This is a genomic window from Halopseudomonas oceani (genome assembly GCF_002903165.1).
GTDB lineage: Bacteria > Pseudomonadota > Gammaproteobacteria > Pseudomonadales > Pseudomonadaceae > Halopseudomonas > Halopseudomonas oceani.
In genome coordinates this window covers 25,282-43,579 of record NZ_PPSK01000007.1, presented here as the reverse complement: position 1 = coordinate 43,579, position 18,298 = coordinate 25,282, and the positions used below count along the sequence as shown (strand labels likewise).

Genomic DNA, 18,298 nt, shown 5'->3' with positions numbered 1-18,298 from the left:
TCCTTGCCTGCGTTGTCATCAGATATCCCACCGTTCCTCGTCATCATTGTTGGTTGAACCCTGTGGCCACTGCAGATTAACCGGACCCATTTGCCCGGGAACCTGAACCTGCTTGCTCGGCGCCGGCGGAATACCGGCAGCCTGATTCATCAACTGCCCCAGACGCAGCGCCATCAGATCGGGCGTCAGCATCGCCTGGGCGTAACGCGCAGCCGTAATGCCCTGATAGTCAACGCCGCCGTCCTGGTGGCCTTCGGCGAAGTTCGGCACGCGCACCAGGTGGGTCGAATCGCGGTGCAGCACATAGGCGTTGGTATAGGTCGATACATCGCTTTGATACAACCAGAAAGCCTTATCAAGCTCATACAGCTGCACATTGGCGTCCGCGCGATATGCCGGCGACAGGTTATCCGCGATCAGCAGCGCCTGAGGCGTGCTCAACCGGAAGAAGTCGGCATTGCGAATATCGTCGAAGTCGGCGATGGCAGCAGTCGTTTCAAAGTCGGTGTAGACCATGTCCAGCAGCGAGGTTGTAACCGCACTGCCCTGCAGCCGCAGGACAAAACGATCACCGGCCGCGCCGTCGTTGTTCAGGCCGGTCACCAGCAACTGCAGTGCACCACTGCCGGTTTGCTGCGCACCCAGCTCAACGTCCTGCGCATGCAGATCGGCAGCGACACCCAGTTGCGCATCGGCAACCCGAATAGCCGAGCCAGCCCACAGACTCATGGTCGGTGTTACCACCTGCCGCAACTCGATAACCGCCGGCGTGGCAGTGCCATCGCGCCAACCCGCATTGGCGGTCAGACCGCCTTCTGCCACGACCACGTCACCCGTAGTATCAAGCAAGCTATCAAGCAGCACCTGGCCACCGGCCAGCAGGCGCTGGAAGCTGATGTCTTCATCGGCGCTCCAGTCCTGGTCGCCGCCGCTGGTGCTCTCACCAACCGCTATCGCGCCCAGTGCCAGCAGGTTGATGTCCTGCTCGGCAATCAGGTTATCGAACGACAGGTGGTGACCGTCAGCGTCAATCTGCCCCAACGCTGTGCTCACTGTCCTGGCGCGGATGTCACCAGATGCGGTCAGGTGAATATTGCCGCTCAGCGACTCACCCTGGTAGGGCACGCCGGTAGAGATAATGTCGTTGCCGACGGTAATGTCGCCGTTTGCCGCATCCAGCAGAATATTGCCTCCGGCCACGACGCTGTCGTTAATGTTGATGTACTCGCCGGAGGTGATGCTCACATGCCGGCCGGCCGTCACATTGGCCAGATCAACAGAGCCGCCGACCACAAAGGTCAGGTCACGGCCCGCTTCTGCCGAGCCACCCAGACTCATATCCTGTCCGATACCGACAGTCAGGTCGCGGCCAGCCTTCAACGAGTAGGTGCCACCGTAGCGAACCGTCGGCATCAGCAGGTTGCCGTTGGCCAGGATGGCCACATCTCGGGCAGCCTCGACCATCAGGCCGGTGATGTTGCCGTCGCCCTGCTCCGCGTCGCCAGTTGCCTGCAGGAACACATCGGTGCCGAGACTCTGGGCGCGACCGAAGAACAGGTTGCGACCAATCATCCGGGCTTCACCTTCGGCCTCGGCATTGCCGCCAAAAACATCACCGTCGGTTTGCACCAGCAGGTCTGCTCCCGAGTAAAGGTGGGCAGGAACCAGCACATCGACGGCCTCGGCGTCGGCCAGTTCGCCGAAGCGGATGGTACCGAGCGAGCCAGCTTCGGTAGTCAGCGTCAGGTTGCCGCCACTGCGACCAGTCCTGATAGTCAGGTCACCGAAGGTGTGCGCATCAAGGGTCGAATAGGCCTCAACATCCCCCAGCAGAGCGGAGCCGGCCTGCAGGTCAACCCATTGCGTCCGGCTTGTCAGCTGCTCGGCGGCAAACAGCGCGCTGGCTGCCAGCGACAGGGTGCCGGTAATGCTGTCGACACTGCCCAGATCGGCGCTGCCAACGTCGAACACCACGTCGTTTTCAACAGTGGCCTCGGTACCTTGCCAGTCACCTGCGCCATCCACAGTCAGATCGCCGCCGATAATCAGGCTGCCATACTGCAGCGCGGTACCAGCAGCACCACGATGCTGCAGCAGTGCGTCGCCACCGACCTCGGCGCGGGTCAGCACCAGTTCACCATCAACCAGCAATTCCAGATCACCCGCTGCGTCCAGGGAGCCGATATCAACAGCACCGCTGGCATCAACGACCATGTCGTCGTTACGCGCCCAGATTTCGGTCGCAGTCAGGCTGCCACCGGTGAAGTCGAATGAGTGATAGGCATCCAGTGTGCCGGCCGACAGCAGCCCGCCATTGTTGCCCAGCGCCACGTGACCGTCCTGCGCCAGCAGGCTGCCGATCGACAGGTCGTTACGGTGTTGCAGATAGATATTGCCACTCAACGCCTCGACCGACGTCAGCTGCGGCAAGTCGACCAGCAAGGCAGTGGTCTCGCTACCGATGCCAAGCCCCGCCTCGATCTCGGCGATGCCTGCGTGCGAACCAGTGAGGTTGACCTGGCCGTCGCCGTTGCCGCGTACGAAGCCACCAGCCCTGATCAGGAACTGGGTGGCGGCGGTACCGGTATTTTCCAGCAGCCCCAGATGCATGTCGCCGACAGTGGTCAGCGCCAGCGTGCCGCCGGCACTGAAACGGCTGTCGTCAGCCATGTCCAGGCTGCTCGCCAGCAGGGTCAGATTGCCATCTGCCTGCGCACTGCCGGTCAGGATCGCATCAGACAGCGTATTGATCAGCAGATTGCCACCCGCCTGGGCCTGCGCGACGGTGATGTCACCCTGGGCATCAAGCTGCATGTTGGCACCTGACTGCACATCACGCACCTGCAGATCAACAGCGCTGCTCAGACTCAGATCACCCTCGGCAGCCAGCTCGCCAACCGACAGGGCTTTGCCGCTGCTCAGGTCAGCATCGCCGCCGGCATAGCCAGACAGCTCACCCGCACTGGCAGACTGCAACTCGATCTGCAGCGCGCCGTCGACGCCCCGAATGTCGTCCCTGGCAACCAGGTGGATGTTGCGGCCACTGACGCTCACCTGATCGAGCACACCGATCAGACTGCCGTCGATGGCGTCCAGATGAATGTCGCCTACAGCAAACACCTGGCCAATCTCGAAGTCGCCATTGGCCCAGCGCAGCGCCACATCCTGACCTGAGGATGCCGCAAGCAGGCGCCCGCCGACATTCAGGGTCAGCATGGTGTCTACACTCTCGCCTGTGCCCAGACTGCCGGTGCCCGCTTGCAGGGTCAGATCCTGACCAACCTGGAACTGGCCAAAGCCACTGCCCTCTGCGGCCAGAATGCTGCCGGCTGCGGCCAGCCGCGCATTCTCTCCGGCACTGACCGAGCCAATCTTCAGGTCACCCGCCGACTGCAGATACAGCGATCCGGTCACGTCGGCATCAAAACGCTCGGATGCCTCTACATAGAAAGGTGCAGTTCGGCTAACCGACAGACTGACCACTTCACCGGCATCATTGCGGTTGAACACCACATCACCCGGTGCATTGGCCAGCGCCAGCGCGGCAGCCTGCTCGGCACTGAGTGCACCGGACTTGAGGTCTGCCAGATCAATCAGCAACGCATCAGCCAGCTGACCAACATCACCGGCAACCTGCACAGTGACATGACGCCCGGTCAGGTTAGGCTCGGCAGAACCCACAGAGGTGCCCGAAGACGGACGCAGCGCCGCCAGCTCGATCGCGTACAGCAGTTCATTCTCGGTCCAGATCGCGTCACTGGTAAGCGACTCGATCTGCGCTGCCGATGCCGTGTAGGCAAACAGCGCGTCATAACTCTGGAATGCGCTCTGCGACCGCCAGTCGCCCGCAACATTATTGCTGAAGAAGGATTCCAGCTCGGCAAAGCGTTCGCTGGCAAACTGTTGCACCTGCGCATCAGTCAACCCGGAGACACCCAGCTTCAACTCAGCCAATGGCCGCATGAACGCCAGATTGCCGGCATCAAGCACAAACTCCGAGCCGCTGACGCTGCCCAGCGCCTTTAGCTGCCAATATTCACGGTAGCTTGCATCCACCAGATCCTGGAACGGCTTGACCGAGGTGGCGTAAATATTATCTTCGGCGCCATAGGCTTCGGTCAGTCGCAGTTTCTCCCAAACCGCCTTGCGCTGGGTTTCATCCAGCGTGTCGGAGGCGAGGCGACGACCTGCATCGTACAGAGAGCCCTGCTCAACCCGCAGCCAGACGTCGCCGGTTTCCGAGCGGATACTGCCGACCCAGCTATCGCCTTCGGTTTCGTGCAGGTAGATACCGCGATTGGCAGTAGCGTTAAGTACCCCGTGCTCAACACCGCCATTGAGGGTTGAAACCTCTTTGGCATGAACACGCAGAGCCTTGCCGCTCTCGCCAATGCCGCCCGACAGGCTGGTCAGTGTAATGTTGCGGCCGCGAACGTGCGGGGTAGCAGCAGCGGTTTGCTGGCTGCCAAGCAGGTCACCGGAAGCCGAAATAACCACATCGCCACTGCCGTTACCGGCATCAACACGCTTGATAATGGCATCAGAACCCAAGTTCAGGTTCACACCAGCCGAGCCGGCCTGAACGGTCAGGGTACCGCCCGGCGCCAAACTCGCGGAGAAGCGATTGCCCGCGTTACCGATCTCGCCACCTGCGTTAAGGGTCAGATGCCCGGTATAGACGCTGCCGTCAGGCATATCGATGATATCGCCACCCGCCGTCAGCGTAGTCGAGCCGCCCGGGTTATTCAGACGACCGCCCACATACAGGTCGTTGAGTGTGGTCGCTTCAATCAGCCCTGTCGCGTTTCCGATAAAGGCAATCTGGAACGGATTATCGGCCTTGACCGAATGGCGAATAGTGATCGATGCGTTAAGCGGGAAACGATAGTTCCACTGCGAGTAGTACTCACCGGCGCGATCGCCGCTGGTGTACTGGCCACTGGCCTTGAAGCCCCAGTTACAACCGGATCCCAGGCTTTCACCGCAACCGTGGTAGTTGACGTTGAAACCTTTGAAGTTGCTCAGCGAACCACTGATATTCTGCTCATACACGCCTTGCGAAGCGTTCCCGTAAACCACGTTTCCGGTGCTGACATTCCAGGGATCATTCGGCTGCCCTGACGGGTAGACCCACGCCCAGTCGCTGACATAGTAACTGTCGCCGTCGTAGCTGTATGTGCGATGGAGTGATGCCTGCTGACTCCACTCATAGCGCAGATTCGTACTCGGTGAATACGTTGCACTGCTGGCCGAGGAGCTGCTTACCAGGTAGGCGTTGGAGATAGAGGTGCCGCCATTGCGGTTATCGAAAACCGACAGACCGCTGCCCTGGGTATGCACATACCAGGACGTGGCGTGCTGGCCGGCGACTGGGGCCTTGAGCGTATCGACGATCTGTACGATACCCACCGATCCCGCGCCGGTATCAATGGCACCCAGCTGCAGTTGAGCCTGCGACAGGTTGTTGATACTGACCTGACCGTAGCCGTTGTTGACCTCAATCCGCCCCAATGGATTGGTACTGATGATGCCGCCCTTGAGGTAGACGTAACCGCCACCCGAGGCGTTGACGTCATCGACCAGAATGCGTTGATTGACAAAGTCGTACTTGGCACGAATCAACGAGCTGCCACTGGTCGCGGACAGGTATTCCAGCGGGATGTCGACCGCAGAAACACAGGTATTGCTGGCGCAGTAATGGCTGGCAAGCCAGTTGTCGAGGCTGGCACTGACGGTCAGGGTGCGGCTGGTTGCCTGACCACTGGAAATGGTGCCATTGATGTCGATATAGCGTGCCTGAATACCAACCTGACCGCCGACTATTCGTTTGCTGGCAGCGCTACCGCTCAGATCAGCCGACGCATAGCTGGCGGTGCTGCTGTGAAGATTGCGCTGGCGCAGAATCGGCATCCAGGACGCAGCGTTATCGATGCCACGGAACTGCCACGCCAGCCCGGTGTAGGACTTCCCGGTGCTCTCCGAGCAGTTACTGCCGCTGCTTACCGACGCAGGCAGACACCCTCCAAACAGAACATCGCTACGACCGGACTGTCCACTGCTGGGCGCTCCCTGCAGGAGCAGACCCGCATTGTTGTTCGACAGTCCACCGCTGCCGTAAACATAGTTGGCAATCAGTTCGATGGCGACAGTGGTGGAACCGGTCACGCCGGCGAAGCTCTTCCACTCCGACAGCGGGTTTGAGCCGACAGACCAATAGCCATTGGGCTGGAACACCGACATCGAACCTTCCGGTACCTCAACCAGCACCTGCTGGCCGAAGGTAGCGCCGAACTGTCCGAGCGAGCCCTTGGCATTGGAGATATGAACCAGACCACCCAGGTTGTAGATATCGCCGGTCAGGAAAATGGCCGGGCCATAGCTGACGTTGCCCGAGTAACCGCTGTAACTGTTGTCAATGCGCACCTGGGCTCGCCGATCAGCGTTGACCTCATTGATGGTGCCACTGGTGAAGCGCGAGCCATCGGCTCCCCCGGTGAACAGCACATGGCCGCCCGGCTCATCCGGAATCAGCACGTCACCTACCAGCAGATACTTGCTGCTGCGGTTGGTCACCTGGATCTTGGGACCGCCGTTGGCCGTCAGGGTACCGGCGCCCGATAGCCGGTCGGCATTGACGGTGATATTACCGCCTGCCGCCATCATGGAACCCAGCTCCACCGAACCGGTGGCCGAACTGGAAATGGTACTGCGCAGGATCTGCTTGGTAACCGGATCGATACCCGAGTAACTGTCAAGGAAATCGGTCGGAACAAAGCTGCTGGTGCTGAGAACCAGAACCGGCAAACCGGCACTCTGGGTCACATTACCGTTGGGCGCGATATCGATGATCAGCTCGTTATAACGGCCGGCCAGGAAGTTACCGTCAAGATGGGCGAAGCTGTCGCGCACGACATTGGTTCTGCTGTCACGGTTGGTAACCGGGATAAAACCGAGCTGATAACCTCGCGCCTCGCCATCGGCGAGCGCGGCGTTAAGCCCGTTGTAACCGCCTGCGGTGATGTTGCGGGCGGCAAGAACCGAAGCACCCTGCTCAACGGAAACGCCGGCAACGTTAGTGATCAGACTCTCGGCGCGCGCATCAGGCACCGCAATAATACCGCGCACGACACTGTGCGCTACGGTATCGGCATTGATGCGTGTCTGCCACAGCCCCTCGGGATCACGGCCTGCCGACAGATCGATATTGCCCAGCGCAGACAGCGTCGCGCCCTCGCCCACGGAAACGGATTGCTGGCTGGCAATATCGGCCTTGGCATTCGCGACACCTACACCTGCTGCTCCCCAGGTGCTGACCAGGGATTCGATAGCTGACGACGATAGGGTGTAGGTACCCAGACCGATCTGACCATAGGCGGTGAGGGTTGCCCCATCACCCACGTTGACCGCATTGGTAAAACTGGCATCGTGAACGTTGTCCGCACCGCCGCCGGCAATCGCACCACCGGTGCTGAGCGTGACACTTTCATTTGCCTCATGGCGAGTAAAGGCACGGGCAATCAGCTTACCGTCATAATCGCCACCGGCCAGTCCGGCAACCAGTATTGCCCGTTCGCCGATATCGACCAACGAATCAGCCGTCACATCAGACCGATTGGTGACCGCCTGGCCGCTGATCACGCCGCCACCGGCACCGCTGGCAGCGGAACCAAGATGACGCGTGTAAATGTTGGAGTTGGCGCTTAGCAATGCGTCCTGCCCAAGATACAGTTCGGCATCATTACCGATCCTGGCTCGGGTAGTGACTGTCACCTCATTATCGGAACCGGCACCACTGCCGCCGACTACCGCGGCGTTGACCGAGTTGGCATGGGCCCCATACAGGGCATTGAACTTGGCGGTGAGCGCCAGGCTGTCAGCAGCAATGTCTACGGCTTTGCCGATCTCGGCATACACGTTCCCGGTAGTGCGGGTCCGGGCGATGGTTGCATTGCCCGCGACAAGACCGCCGCTACCCGCGATGCTCTTGGCCTGATTGATGTCCTCGCCGTCAGCAGAGACGACCAGATCAGTCAGCAGCGACGCGCCTTGACGATCATTGGCGCGATCACCCAGTTTCGCCTCGGTAGTGGTTGTCGAGCGCGCCTCGGCAACAGACGCCCCCACCGCCAGCCCGCCGACCGCAATACCGGTGGCCTCAGCATACTGCTGGGTTTCGCTACGGGCATCGATTTCAACCCGCCCGGAGGGCAGTTTGAGGTCAGTCCCTGTGGTAGCGCTGACAGTAGAGCTGTTAACCGCCTCGGCAACCGAACCATTGGCAGAGAAATACAGGCCGCCACTGCCGGCAACGGAACGCGCCCGGACCGCTGCCTCGTCGGGGTCCACCTCGTTACCGCTACGCTGGTTATCCAGTTTGGCAGCGACCTTGAGACCGCCGGTGCCCTTGATATCAACTGCATTACCCAGCTTGGCCGTCACCCGAGTGCTGCCTTGCGCCCGGGCGTAAGAGGCACCCACACCGGCACCTGCAGACACACTTGCGCCGATGGCACTGACATCAATCTGCGGCGCTGCGGATGCCTGCACTGTCACCCCACCGGCCTTGCCGTCCAGCATGGCACCATCACCCACTTCGGTGGTAACCCGGGTACTGTCGATACCCAGCGCCGCGACGGCGGTACCTGCGGCAAACAGACCGCCCGCCGCACCAACCGTATCTACGCTGAGCGAACCGGCACCATTGGCCGACAGACTGATGCCGTTGGCCGTCAGGCTGCTGCCTGCCGCGACGTTGACTCCCACAGCGCTGTCGCGCAGACCGGTACCGATGACCAGTCCTGCTGCCACGGCGCCCAGAGCGGCACCGTCGGCCTTCACCGACAGTCCCAGAGTATCTGCTGCAGTAGCGCTGAGAGCATCACCGTATTGCTGGTCACCCCCCAGATTGACGCCGATCGTGTTGTTCATATCGGCAACCGATACAGCCGCACCAATACCGGCAGCAAATCCCGCAGCGCCGGTATAGCTCTCGACCTTGACTGCAGGCTCGCCGTTAAGGGCCTTGCTCCTGGCCGTCGCCGACAGCGAAGCGGCACGTACGGTCGCATCGACCTCGGTGCTCACCCTGGCATTAGACAGGGTATAGGCCACCGCAGCGCCCACTGCCGCGCTGCCTGACAGCTGCGCGGAGCCGGTGAGATTGCGCGTCGCAATCGAGTCGACCGCGCTAGCCGTAACGGCTCCCTGACTATCAACACGCCCACCCTTAATGCGGGCCAGTGTCTCGTGGGAATAAGTGGTGCCAGCCTTGAGACGATCCGAACTTGAGCCAACCCGCCCGCTTTGATTAAGCAGATTGGTCTCGTCTGTGTTACTGCGGCGCTCGACAACATACTCACCGGTTGCGCTGTCGTACACCACGGTGTCATAGCCGGTCTCGGCGGTTTCCCTACTGGTGAAACCGTCAACCATGGACAGCGTGCCGTTACCGCCACTGTTCAGTTCATCCAGCGGATCAGTCCCCTCGACTGAGGTCGCGCCGGAACCCAGCATCAGCAGCCCTACACTGCCGCCCAGCGCAGCGCTGCCACCGACACCACCGGTAACGGTGTAAAGCTGCACATCCACATCGCGCGCAGCGGCAACCTTCACTGCTCCGGAGGTATACACCTGAGAGTCAAGCAGCATCGCTCGAGTCGCATTATTAGCTACCAGCACGTTGGCACTGGCGCCGAGCGACACACCACCGATAGCGGCAGAGCCGGCGTTGCTCAGAGCAATCAGCTTGTCGTAAGCGTCTACATTCAGACTGCCGGCCCGACTCGCCGAGGTGCCCAGATCCAGCTTGCCGGCACCGGCTTCGGTGACGTTCTCAACGATAAATACATTCACCGAGCCCGCCATGGCGGCACCGCCACCGCTGACGCTGACACTGTTGCCGAGCAACCGGGTCACGCTATCGGCCTCGACACTGATTGCGCCGAGGCTGGTGATCTTGGTACGCGCCTCGGTGCTACCCTGCTGAGCACCCAACCAGGCACGTACGGTGCTGCGGTTGTAGCCCACCGCCACGCCGGCACCGGCGCCAACCGCGCCGCCACTGGCGGTGTCTGCGCTTGGCGCCAGACTGTTGATCGCATCCGCACTCACCTTGAGGCTGCCAACGGTCAAGTCACTGCCGCCATCGACCAGAGCCTCGGTATTGCCCTCAAGCACCAACACTGCGGCGCTGCCGGCTACACCGACAATCGCACCGGAGGCACTGACAACAATGTTGCTGGCCGAGTTGGTAGCACTGGCATCAACCTCCATCGCGCCACGGCTGGTGACCTTGGCACCGCGCACCCGTGCGGTGACGTCTCGACTGATCACGCCGGTATCCGCAGTCACTGCCACCGCGGCCGCGCCAAGCGAAAGCGCCGCGTTCAGCACACCGCCAAAGCTGTAGCTATGGCTGGCGGCGCCCACGCTGACCTGCTGGTCGGCGGCTGCGCCAGTGTTGATCTGGTTGATCTGAGCCTCATCAATGGCCGCCAGCGTGGAACCACCCAGAACTTGGGTATTGCTGACGCCACCAACAGACGCGCTGGCCAGCGGCACCAGCGAAACCGCAGCGCTGACACTGGTCTGGCCGGTCTGCTGCAGCGAGGTGGCTCTTACCGCGACCCCTTTGACCAGCTCGGAGCCAGTCTGCAGATTGAGTACAGGGTTGAACTGTTCAGCATCAGCCCAGGTATCGGTATCCGGCGCATTGGCTACTTCGCCGTTATCAACCGACACGCCAGCACCCAGTGCCAGCGCGGTGACGTCGGTGGCGGCACCGCGAATCGCTGCTTCGGTTTGGCTCTGCAGCACATTCACCGTTACCAAGCCAGAAACAGCGGCGTTGCCGCTGCCGGCGACGACACCGGCATAGGAATTGACGGTGTCATTATTGAACGCCATCACTGCGACGTTGTTGCGGGCCAGGATTGCCGCACCACCGTCAATGAGCGCGCGCGCGCGGGTATTCAAAATGCTGGTGGAAACACCGCCGTTTACCGCCGCAGTGCCGGAGAAGCCGCCCGAGACCGAGATGGTATTGATCTCAGCGTCAGACTCGGCCTGCACGGCCAGGTCGTTGAGTGCAAAACCGCCGTCGGCATGACGGCCACTGACGCTGGCGTCGATATCATTGTTGATACGGTTGACCGCCGTAGCAACACCCACTGCGACACTACCGGCGGCGGCAACACCACCAGAAAGTGAGTTGATACTGGACTCATCACGCGCCTTGACCAGCATCTGGTCCGCGTCACCGCCACTGTTGAGTACCCGCGCATAGGTGCGCGCATCGATATTGTTAGTCGTGTTGGAGAAAGCGACAGCAGTAGTCCCTGCTCCGGCGCCGCTGAGCGCCAGTGTATCGATGTTGGCCCGGGTAAGCGCCTCAACCCGAGCATCCGCGCCGGTAGCCAGATCCAGCGAGCTGTCGCTGATCCAGGCCTGACGTACCTGGGTCACGGTGCTGACCGCAACCGCACCGGCCCCTGCGCCCGCACCGGCACCCTGGACGTTACCTGCCAGCGTCTTGATATCGACTTGGCCCTCGGTCACCTCGGCGGTGAGTGCGGTAGCGCCTTCGATGTCACTGTCTTCAATGCTGGCGGACTCTTCGCCATCAACCACGTTAACCGCGATAGAGGCACCTACAGCGGCGGTACCGGCACCGCCGCCACCCAATGCAGCAGAGCGAATCAACGCGTCACCGCCACTGGCCAAATTAAGTGTCCCGGACAATGACAGCGCAGACTCGTCTATTCGCGCTATCCGTTTGGCCAGAATGACGTTGTTGACGTTGGCCGCGCCGACAGCGGTGCCACCGGCACCATTGATGACCGCGCCGAGGCCCCAGATGGTGCGCGAGCCCTCTGCTGCCGAGAGGGACAGATTGCTGACAGAGGTCAGCTCACTGGACAGAATCTCGGCGCGTTCTTCACCATCGAGAATGTTGGTTGTGGTCGCCCCGTTGACCGCGACAGTGCCCGCTCCGCCACCGGCAATGGCGATGGAATAGATCGCCTGCTCTACGCCGCTCTTCAGGCTTGCATCAGCAAAACCATGGATGACGCTGCTGTTCTGAACCAGCGCACTGCGGTCTGCCGCAATGCGGTTCACCGACGCTGCCAGACCAACGGCCGCTGTACCACCGCCGGTTACCGAGCCTGCCAACGAGGCAATAGTCAGACCGGCCCCGGCGCTGGCATCCAGAGACAGGCTCTGGTCGCTGCCAGTGGCGTTGACGGTACTGCCTGAGATGCTGACTTCATCATTGCCATTGATGTTATTAGCGGCAAAGGACCCGCCCACACCCGCTGTTCCGCCACCGGCAGCATCAATACCGATGCTCCAGATTTCGCCGTCCAGCGCCGATTCAAGGCTTGCATCACCACTCAGGTTGACCGTGCTATCGGTCAGTTTCGCTGCGCGCTCGGCGTCGATCAGGTTGACGGCGACGCCGGCACCAACACCAGCGGTACCGCCGCCTGCTGCCAGATTGAAGGCCAGCGACCAGATGCTGGCGCCCAGATTGGGTTGGCTGGCAGAAATGGTCAGGTTACGTGCGGTCATCAGCGCAGAGCTGAGTTCGGCTGTGGTGGTGTCGGCGATACGATTGTAGGTCATCGCCGCCCCCACCCCGGAGCCGCTCGCCGATACCGCCCCCGACAGCGCCGCGGTGATAATCCGGCTCTGCTGAGCGGCGTTGAGGGTGGCATCGCCGGTCAGTTCATAGCTGCCGCCGGTGACATTCGCGCTCGCGCTTTGCTGCATGTCGTTGATGCTGAACGCCGCACCAACAGCGGCAGTGTTGGTACTGCCAGAGATGCTGCCCGCCAGCGAGTAGAAACCACCGGTTTTCAGTGCCTGCACCGTCAGGTCATCAGCCTTGAGGGTACGGCCGGTCATGTCCAGCTCAGCGGAGACGTTACCTCGGCCGATCAGTGCGGTAGCGGAACCCGCAACCGAGACATTGGAAGCAACCGCCGCGCCGATGCTACCCGCCAGCACGTCGGTTTCGTTGCGAGCCGTGATACCCAGATCACCAGTCAGATCAATATCGGTATTGGCAACGCTGGCGCTGTAATCGCTGCCGTTGTAGACCACGCCAATGGCGCCACCCACTGCGGTCTTGCCGCTGGTGCCGGCGACACTGCCGGCGATGGCGAGCACCGCTTCGCCGGCAATATCGCCACTGTCGAACAGGTTGCGCGTGGTGGTATCGGCGGTACTGGCAGACTCGTCGGTATTGGTATCAATACCGTCTTCACTGAACAGTTCGTCGTTGGTTTCTGACTCGACCTCGATCTGCGAGGCAGCATTGCTGCCGGTCATGTCCAGACCGGTTTCACTCAACGTAGTGTCGGCGCTGGCGTCATAGTTGAAGATATCGTTCAGCGCATCACCACCGGGAACGCTGGCGGCGGCGACGGTTACGTCTGCCCCGGTCAGTGACGAATCGCCGTTGTCGGTCTTATCGACGTTCGCCTTGACCTTGTTGTTCATCACCACAACAAACAACGAGCCAGCGCCTGAACCACTCTGCTGACCCGTGCTCGCGGCAACCGCCAGGGCGCCAGCCAGCACTCGAGAGGCGCTGTTGGCCTTGACCTCGAAACTGTCGAAGTCGCTCGCCGAGCTGCCGAGCCATTCGGCTTGAAGCTCATTGCCCATGATGGCAAGCACCATAGAACCACCTGCGCTCCCGCCCTTTTCCTTGCTTACGGCAAAAGAGCCACCACCCAGCAGTGAGCGGGAACGGTCATAGGCATTAACGGCGATGATGCCTGGCGCAGCGCCGCGCTGCTCAACCTCACTGTCGATGACGGCTGCCCGCGTCGCATTGTTGAATACCCCGGCGGAGCCGGACAGTGCGACAGCAACATTGCTCTCACCACCGGCGGCGACTGCCAAGCCAAGCCCCATGGCAATCTGGTCGCCACCGCTGGCGGCCTGGATTTTGAGCAGATCATTATCATGCAGGACGGTATCCTGCATCAGCGCCTCGGTAACGTTGTTGAGCTGGTTGTAGGCAACCGCACCGGCGAGGGCAGCACTGTGCTGACTCTTGTCACCACCGGACAACGTCAGTGCACCAGCACCAGAACCACTGAACTGGTGCGTCTGATTAAGCGACAGAACATTGACCTTGCTGCCATCACTATCGCGCGGATCCAGTACGATGTTGCCAAGGTGGGCGCGGTTCTTCTGGCCTGACACGTTGATGCTGCCTGAAGCTGCCGCTGCCAGACTCAGACCTTCCTTGGTGGTTCCATCACTGCCGTCGCTGCTGCTATCACCATTGAATGCGGTCTGCAGCTTGCCCCAATACTCGCTGATCTTGTCCATCGCCGCTTCACCGGTGGAAACGGCCTTGTCCTTAGCGTTCTGCACTTCGCCGGTAATCAGCGCCAGCCCGTTGGTCAGCGAGGTCTTGATCGCCTCACCCAAGCTGCCAGCCTGCTCCTGTGAGCCAGCATCTGCATTGCCGCTCTGGCTGGCCACCTCATCCTGTTGTTCCTGCTCCTGTTCCGAGCGTGCCAGCGCACCAGCAATCGAGAAGGCCCCGCTCTGGCCGGAGCTCTGCGCACTGAGGGTCAGGTCATTAACCAGCCAGCTGCCTTTGCTGCTGTCGTCCAGACCGGCGGACAGATAGTCAGGGCGCCAGCCGACGTTATCGCCAACCAGCGCATAAACGTCGGTATTCACCACATTGACGGCGACACCAACACCCACCCCGGTATTCTCCGAGGCGGCAATGGCGCCAGCAGCGCTCCACAGTCCAAGCTGGTGCTCTGCTTCGATGTTGACCGTGTCAGCCGTTACGTCGGTGCTGCTATGGATCGAACTATGTACGGCACTGTCGACCACGCTGACAACCACCGAGCCGTTGCCTGCAACGCTCGCGCCCTTGCCCGCGGACGGGCTGACGGCAATGAGAAGCTCGTCCTGCAGCGCGCCCACGTTTACAGCGTCGGCCGTCAGGCTGCCATTGGCCCCGATACCGGCAATCGCCCGATTGTCGGTAATCTGGATATTGAGCCCCGCGCCCACCGCACCGCCATCCTCACTGGTGGTGCCGAACAGTCCGTCGAAGTTGCCCGAAATGACAAGTTGTTCTAACTGATTATCTGCCGTCACCTGCAACGGAGCAGACCATTCCCAACCCAGCGTGCGCAGGGCTTCGCGGCGTGCTTCCAGCGCCGTGGTGCTATCGAGTTCTGGCAGTATTGCCGCCAGCAGACTTGACCAGGCCGCATCGTCGGTCGAGGTAGCAGTGAGATTGACGTTGTCCCCGGCCCAAGCCTGGGTATCGATGCGGTTCTGCAGAATCGACAACGAGCCCGCCATACCGAGCTTGTCGGCTTCGCCAGTCGAATTCGCGTATTGGGTAGCGATCTTGCCGATGACCGCCTGCGGACCTTCGCTCAGCAGCTTGAGGTTGGCATAGACCTGCTTGAGCGAACTCCAGCGATCCAGGCCAAGCAGCCCGATGGGCTGATCAAATCGGGCACCAACGCCGATACGGCCGGCGGTCACCTGAGTCCCGTCGCCAATAATCGCGTGGGTTTGCTGATCCAGCTCGGTATAGACGGCAGCAACGCTCAGCGATACTTCAGCACCATCGGTACTACCGTCATCGCGCTTGGCAGACGCGTTGACCGTACTCTCGGCAGCGTTGTGAAGGCTTTTCTGCTGCTGCCAGGCCTGAACTGCCAGGTCGCCACTGATATCGATAACCGGTGCACTGCTGCCACCACCGAGTACCGACTTAACGCTGTGGTCGGCCAAGGTCACATCAATTGCCGAGGCCAGGCGAAACTGGCTGTCGGTTGCCGGCTTGGACCCACCCTCTTCCTTCGACTCAGGCTTGATGCCAAAAAGACCCTTGAGGCTATTGCCCAGGTAATCGGTAACGGGTTTGGCTACCTGTTCGCTGGCTTTTTCCTTGAGCTTGTCGAGATAGCCGGGTTCGGAGGCGCCGGCCGATACGGAAACGGATGTGATCTGTTTGTAGACCACATTGGCGGCGTTGACATTAAGATTACGCGCACCGGAGAGATCGGCGCTGAATTCCGCATAGGTATCGCTGTTGAACAGCGATACCCCAACAGCGGGTCCGCCGGTTGCCCCTTCGCCGCTGGCCTTGAAGCTGACGCTGTTCTCCAGCTCCTGCTCCGTCAGGGCCAGCACGCTGACATCACGCCCAACGCTCAGATTGACGCCATCGGCTACCACGGCACGGGTGCTGATATCGCTCATCGCCATACCGAAGCCAAGTCCCATGGTCTTCAGCGCACTGCCGCCGCCATCCACACTGTTTTCCGCAGCGGCGGTAACTGACAGGCTGTTGTCGCTGTGCGCGACTACCGTGAGATCTTGCCCTACGTTGAGCGTGGCACCGTCGTTAATCGCCACTTCGGTCAAGCCGGAAATCTGGCCGTACGCGGCATCGAAGCCGAACGGAATTTTCTTGCCGAGAACCGGAATACTCCAGGTGGAGCTGGAAACATTGCGCGAGGTGGATGCCCAGGCAGTCAAGTCTTCTGAAGTATTGATGGTGGCGGTGGAGCCAATATCGACAACCGCATCGGCCTTGGCGATATAGGCCGACAAATTGGGCACCAGCAGGGTCAGCTCGGTGAAGTTGGTCGGCGTTTCAAGGAAAGCATCGGTGTCTGCGGTACCGGCATAGGCCTTGATCGGGTCTGCCAGCGTATCGAGCACGTTCGCCCAGGTTTCCGCCTCGGTCCAACCGTTATCGGATGCCAGTTGGGCGATGTCGTTCTTGAGGTCGTACTTGCTGAACAGCATGCCGAGGATATCGCGAGCGACCTCAGACCGTGCGTCAGCGGTAATGGTGACATTCCGCCCGGTGATAGTGCCGTCGACATCAATCCGTGCGCTGGCTTCGGCATAGCCTGCCATCTGCCGATTCAGGCCATAGGCATCCAGCGTTACATCGCCGGCATTGGCTGCGGTGTTGTGTCCAGCGTCCAACACGGCATTCTCGCCGACGATGATCTCGGCCTTGCCCAGATTGGCCGACAGCCAGGGGTTGGCCTGATACTGGATGCCGTTTCTCAACTCATCCAGAGTCTGCGCCTCGGCATCCTCGTCACAGAAAGTACAGCTAATATCACTCAACGCATTGAGGGCAATATCGCCCGAACTGCCAGCACCGGTAGCGCGGGTGACGACCCGAGCATTGTCACTGAGCGTAATCGACGGCGACTCGATGGTGACATCGCCACCATCCTGGTCATTCTGGCCGGCAGCGCTGATCAACGCGTTACCATTCAATTCCAGCGATTTGCGCGCAGCAACCTGCACCTGCGCACCCGAGTCGTCGGCCATCAGTGCAGCAAGCTCGCCGGCGATCTCAACGTTATCGGTTGCGGTGATGACAATCCCGCCATCGCCACGAACAACACCATCACCGATGGTCAAACCCTCAGTGTTTACCGTGCTGTTAAAGACCTCGCGGGCAACGTCAGTGCCTGATTGCAGCTTTGCGGTCGCCTCAACCAGCACTGACGCACCATGCAGATTGATCGAGCCGTTGGTATTGACCATGCCCTGAATGACAATGGCATTACTGCCGTCGCTGGCCAGTTCTGCGCTCGGCAACTCGCCAGCAGCGAGCTTGGCAACGTAGTCATCAGCCTGATCCCCGGTCACCGCGCCATCGACGGCAGCAATCCGGTGCAACTCGTTCATAGTCGCGGTATTGGGAGTCGTAACAGTGAGGCTGCCGACGTTGACGACGCCACTGGCGCCGACGACAAAACCATGCGGATCAGCAAAGATGATATTGCCGCCGACCTTGCCACCCTTGAGGCCGTTGAGGGTGCCGTTAATGACTGCGCGCGAATCATGCACCAGGTTGACCAGGTTACTGGCACCACCCGGGACGTGGAGGTTAACCGTGTTGCCGGCATCGACGGTGAAATTGCCGAAGGAGTTGAACCCCGTCTGGCCTCTCACCGTAGCGGTCGTGATATCGGTGTTAACCCCATTTGTGACAATCGACGTGTTGGTCGATCCGCCAGCACCGGTGTGCAAGGTAATGTCGTTGGCCAGCGTCCAACCGGGCATCATGCCCGAGGCAAGCATCAAAGCTGTTAGTGGATGGTGTTTGAAAACCCGGCTGGTTATCCGGTTCTTGCCTGCTTTCTTTGCCTTGCTTCCTGCGCCGCGCATGCCAACCTCACTGTCGACGGAAATGTTGATTGCAAATGCTATCAACATGCATGGGCAAGAACAATTAGATCCGTCAAAAAAATCCGGTCACCACTGG

At 60.7% G+C, this 18,298-nt stretch carries 1 protein-coding gene; it reads right to left on the bottom strand.

The genetic code is table 11. From position 1 onward, the window contains the following. Positions 1–18 precede the first annotated feature (18 nt). Positions 19–18,201, bottom strand: coding sequence for a leukotoxin LktA family filamentous adhesin (locus tag C1949_RS09145; protein ID WP_170063039.1), 18,183 nt, complete (start codon positions 18,199–18,201; stop codon positions 19–21). Positions 18,202–18,298: the final 97 nt, after the last annotated feature.

What these genes read in the sequence shown, in the direction of transcription:
- C1949_RS09145 (WP_170063039.1), bottom strand. Translation starts at nt 18,201, where the DNA reads ATGCGCGGCGCAGGAAGCAAGGCAAAGAAAGCAGGCAAGAACCGGATA.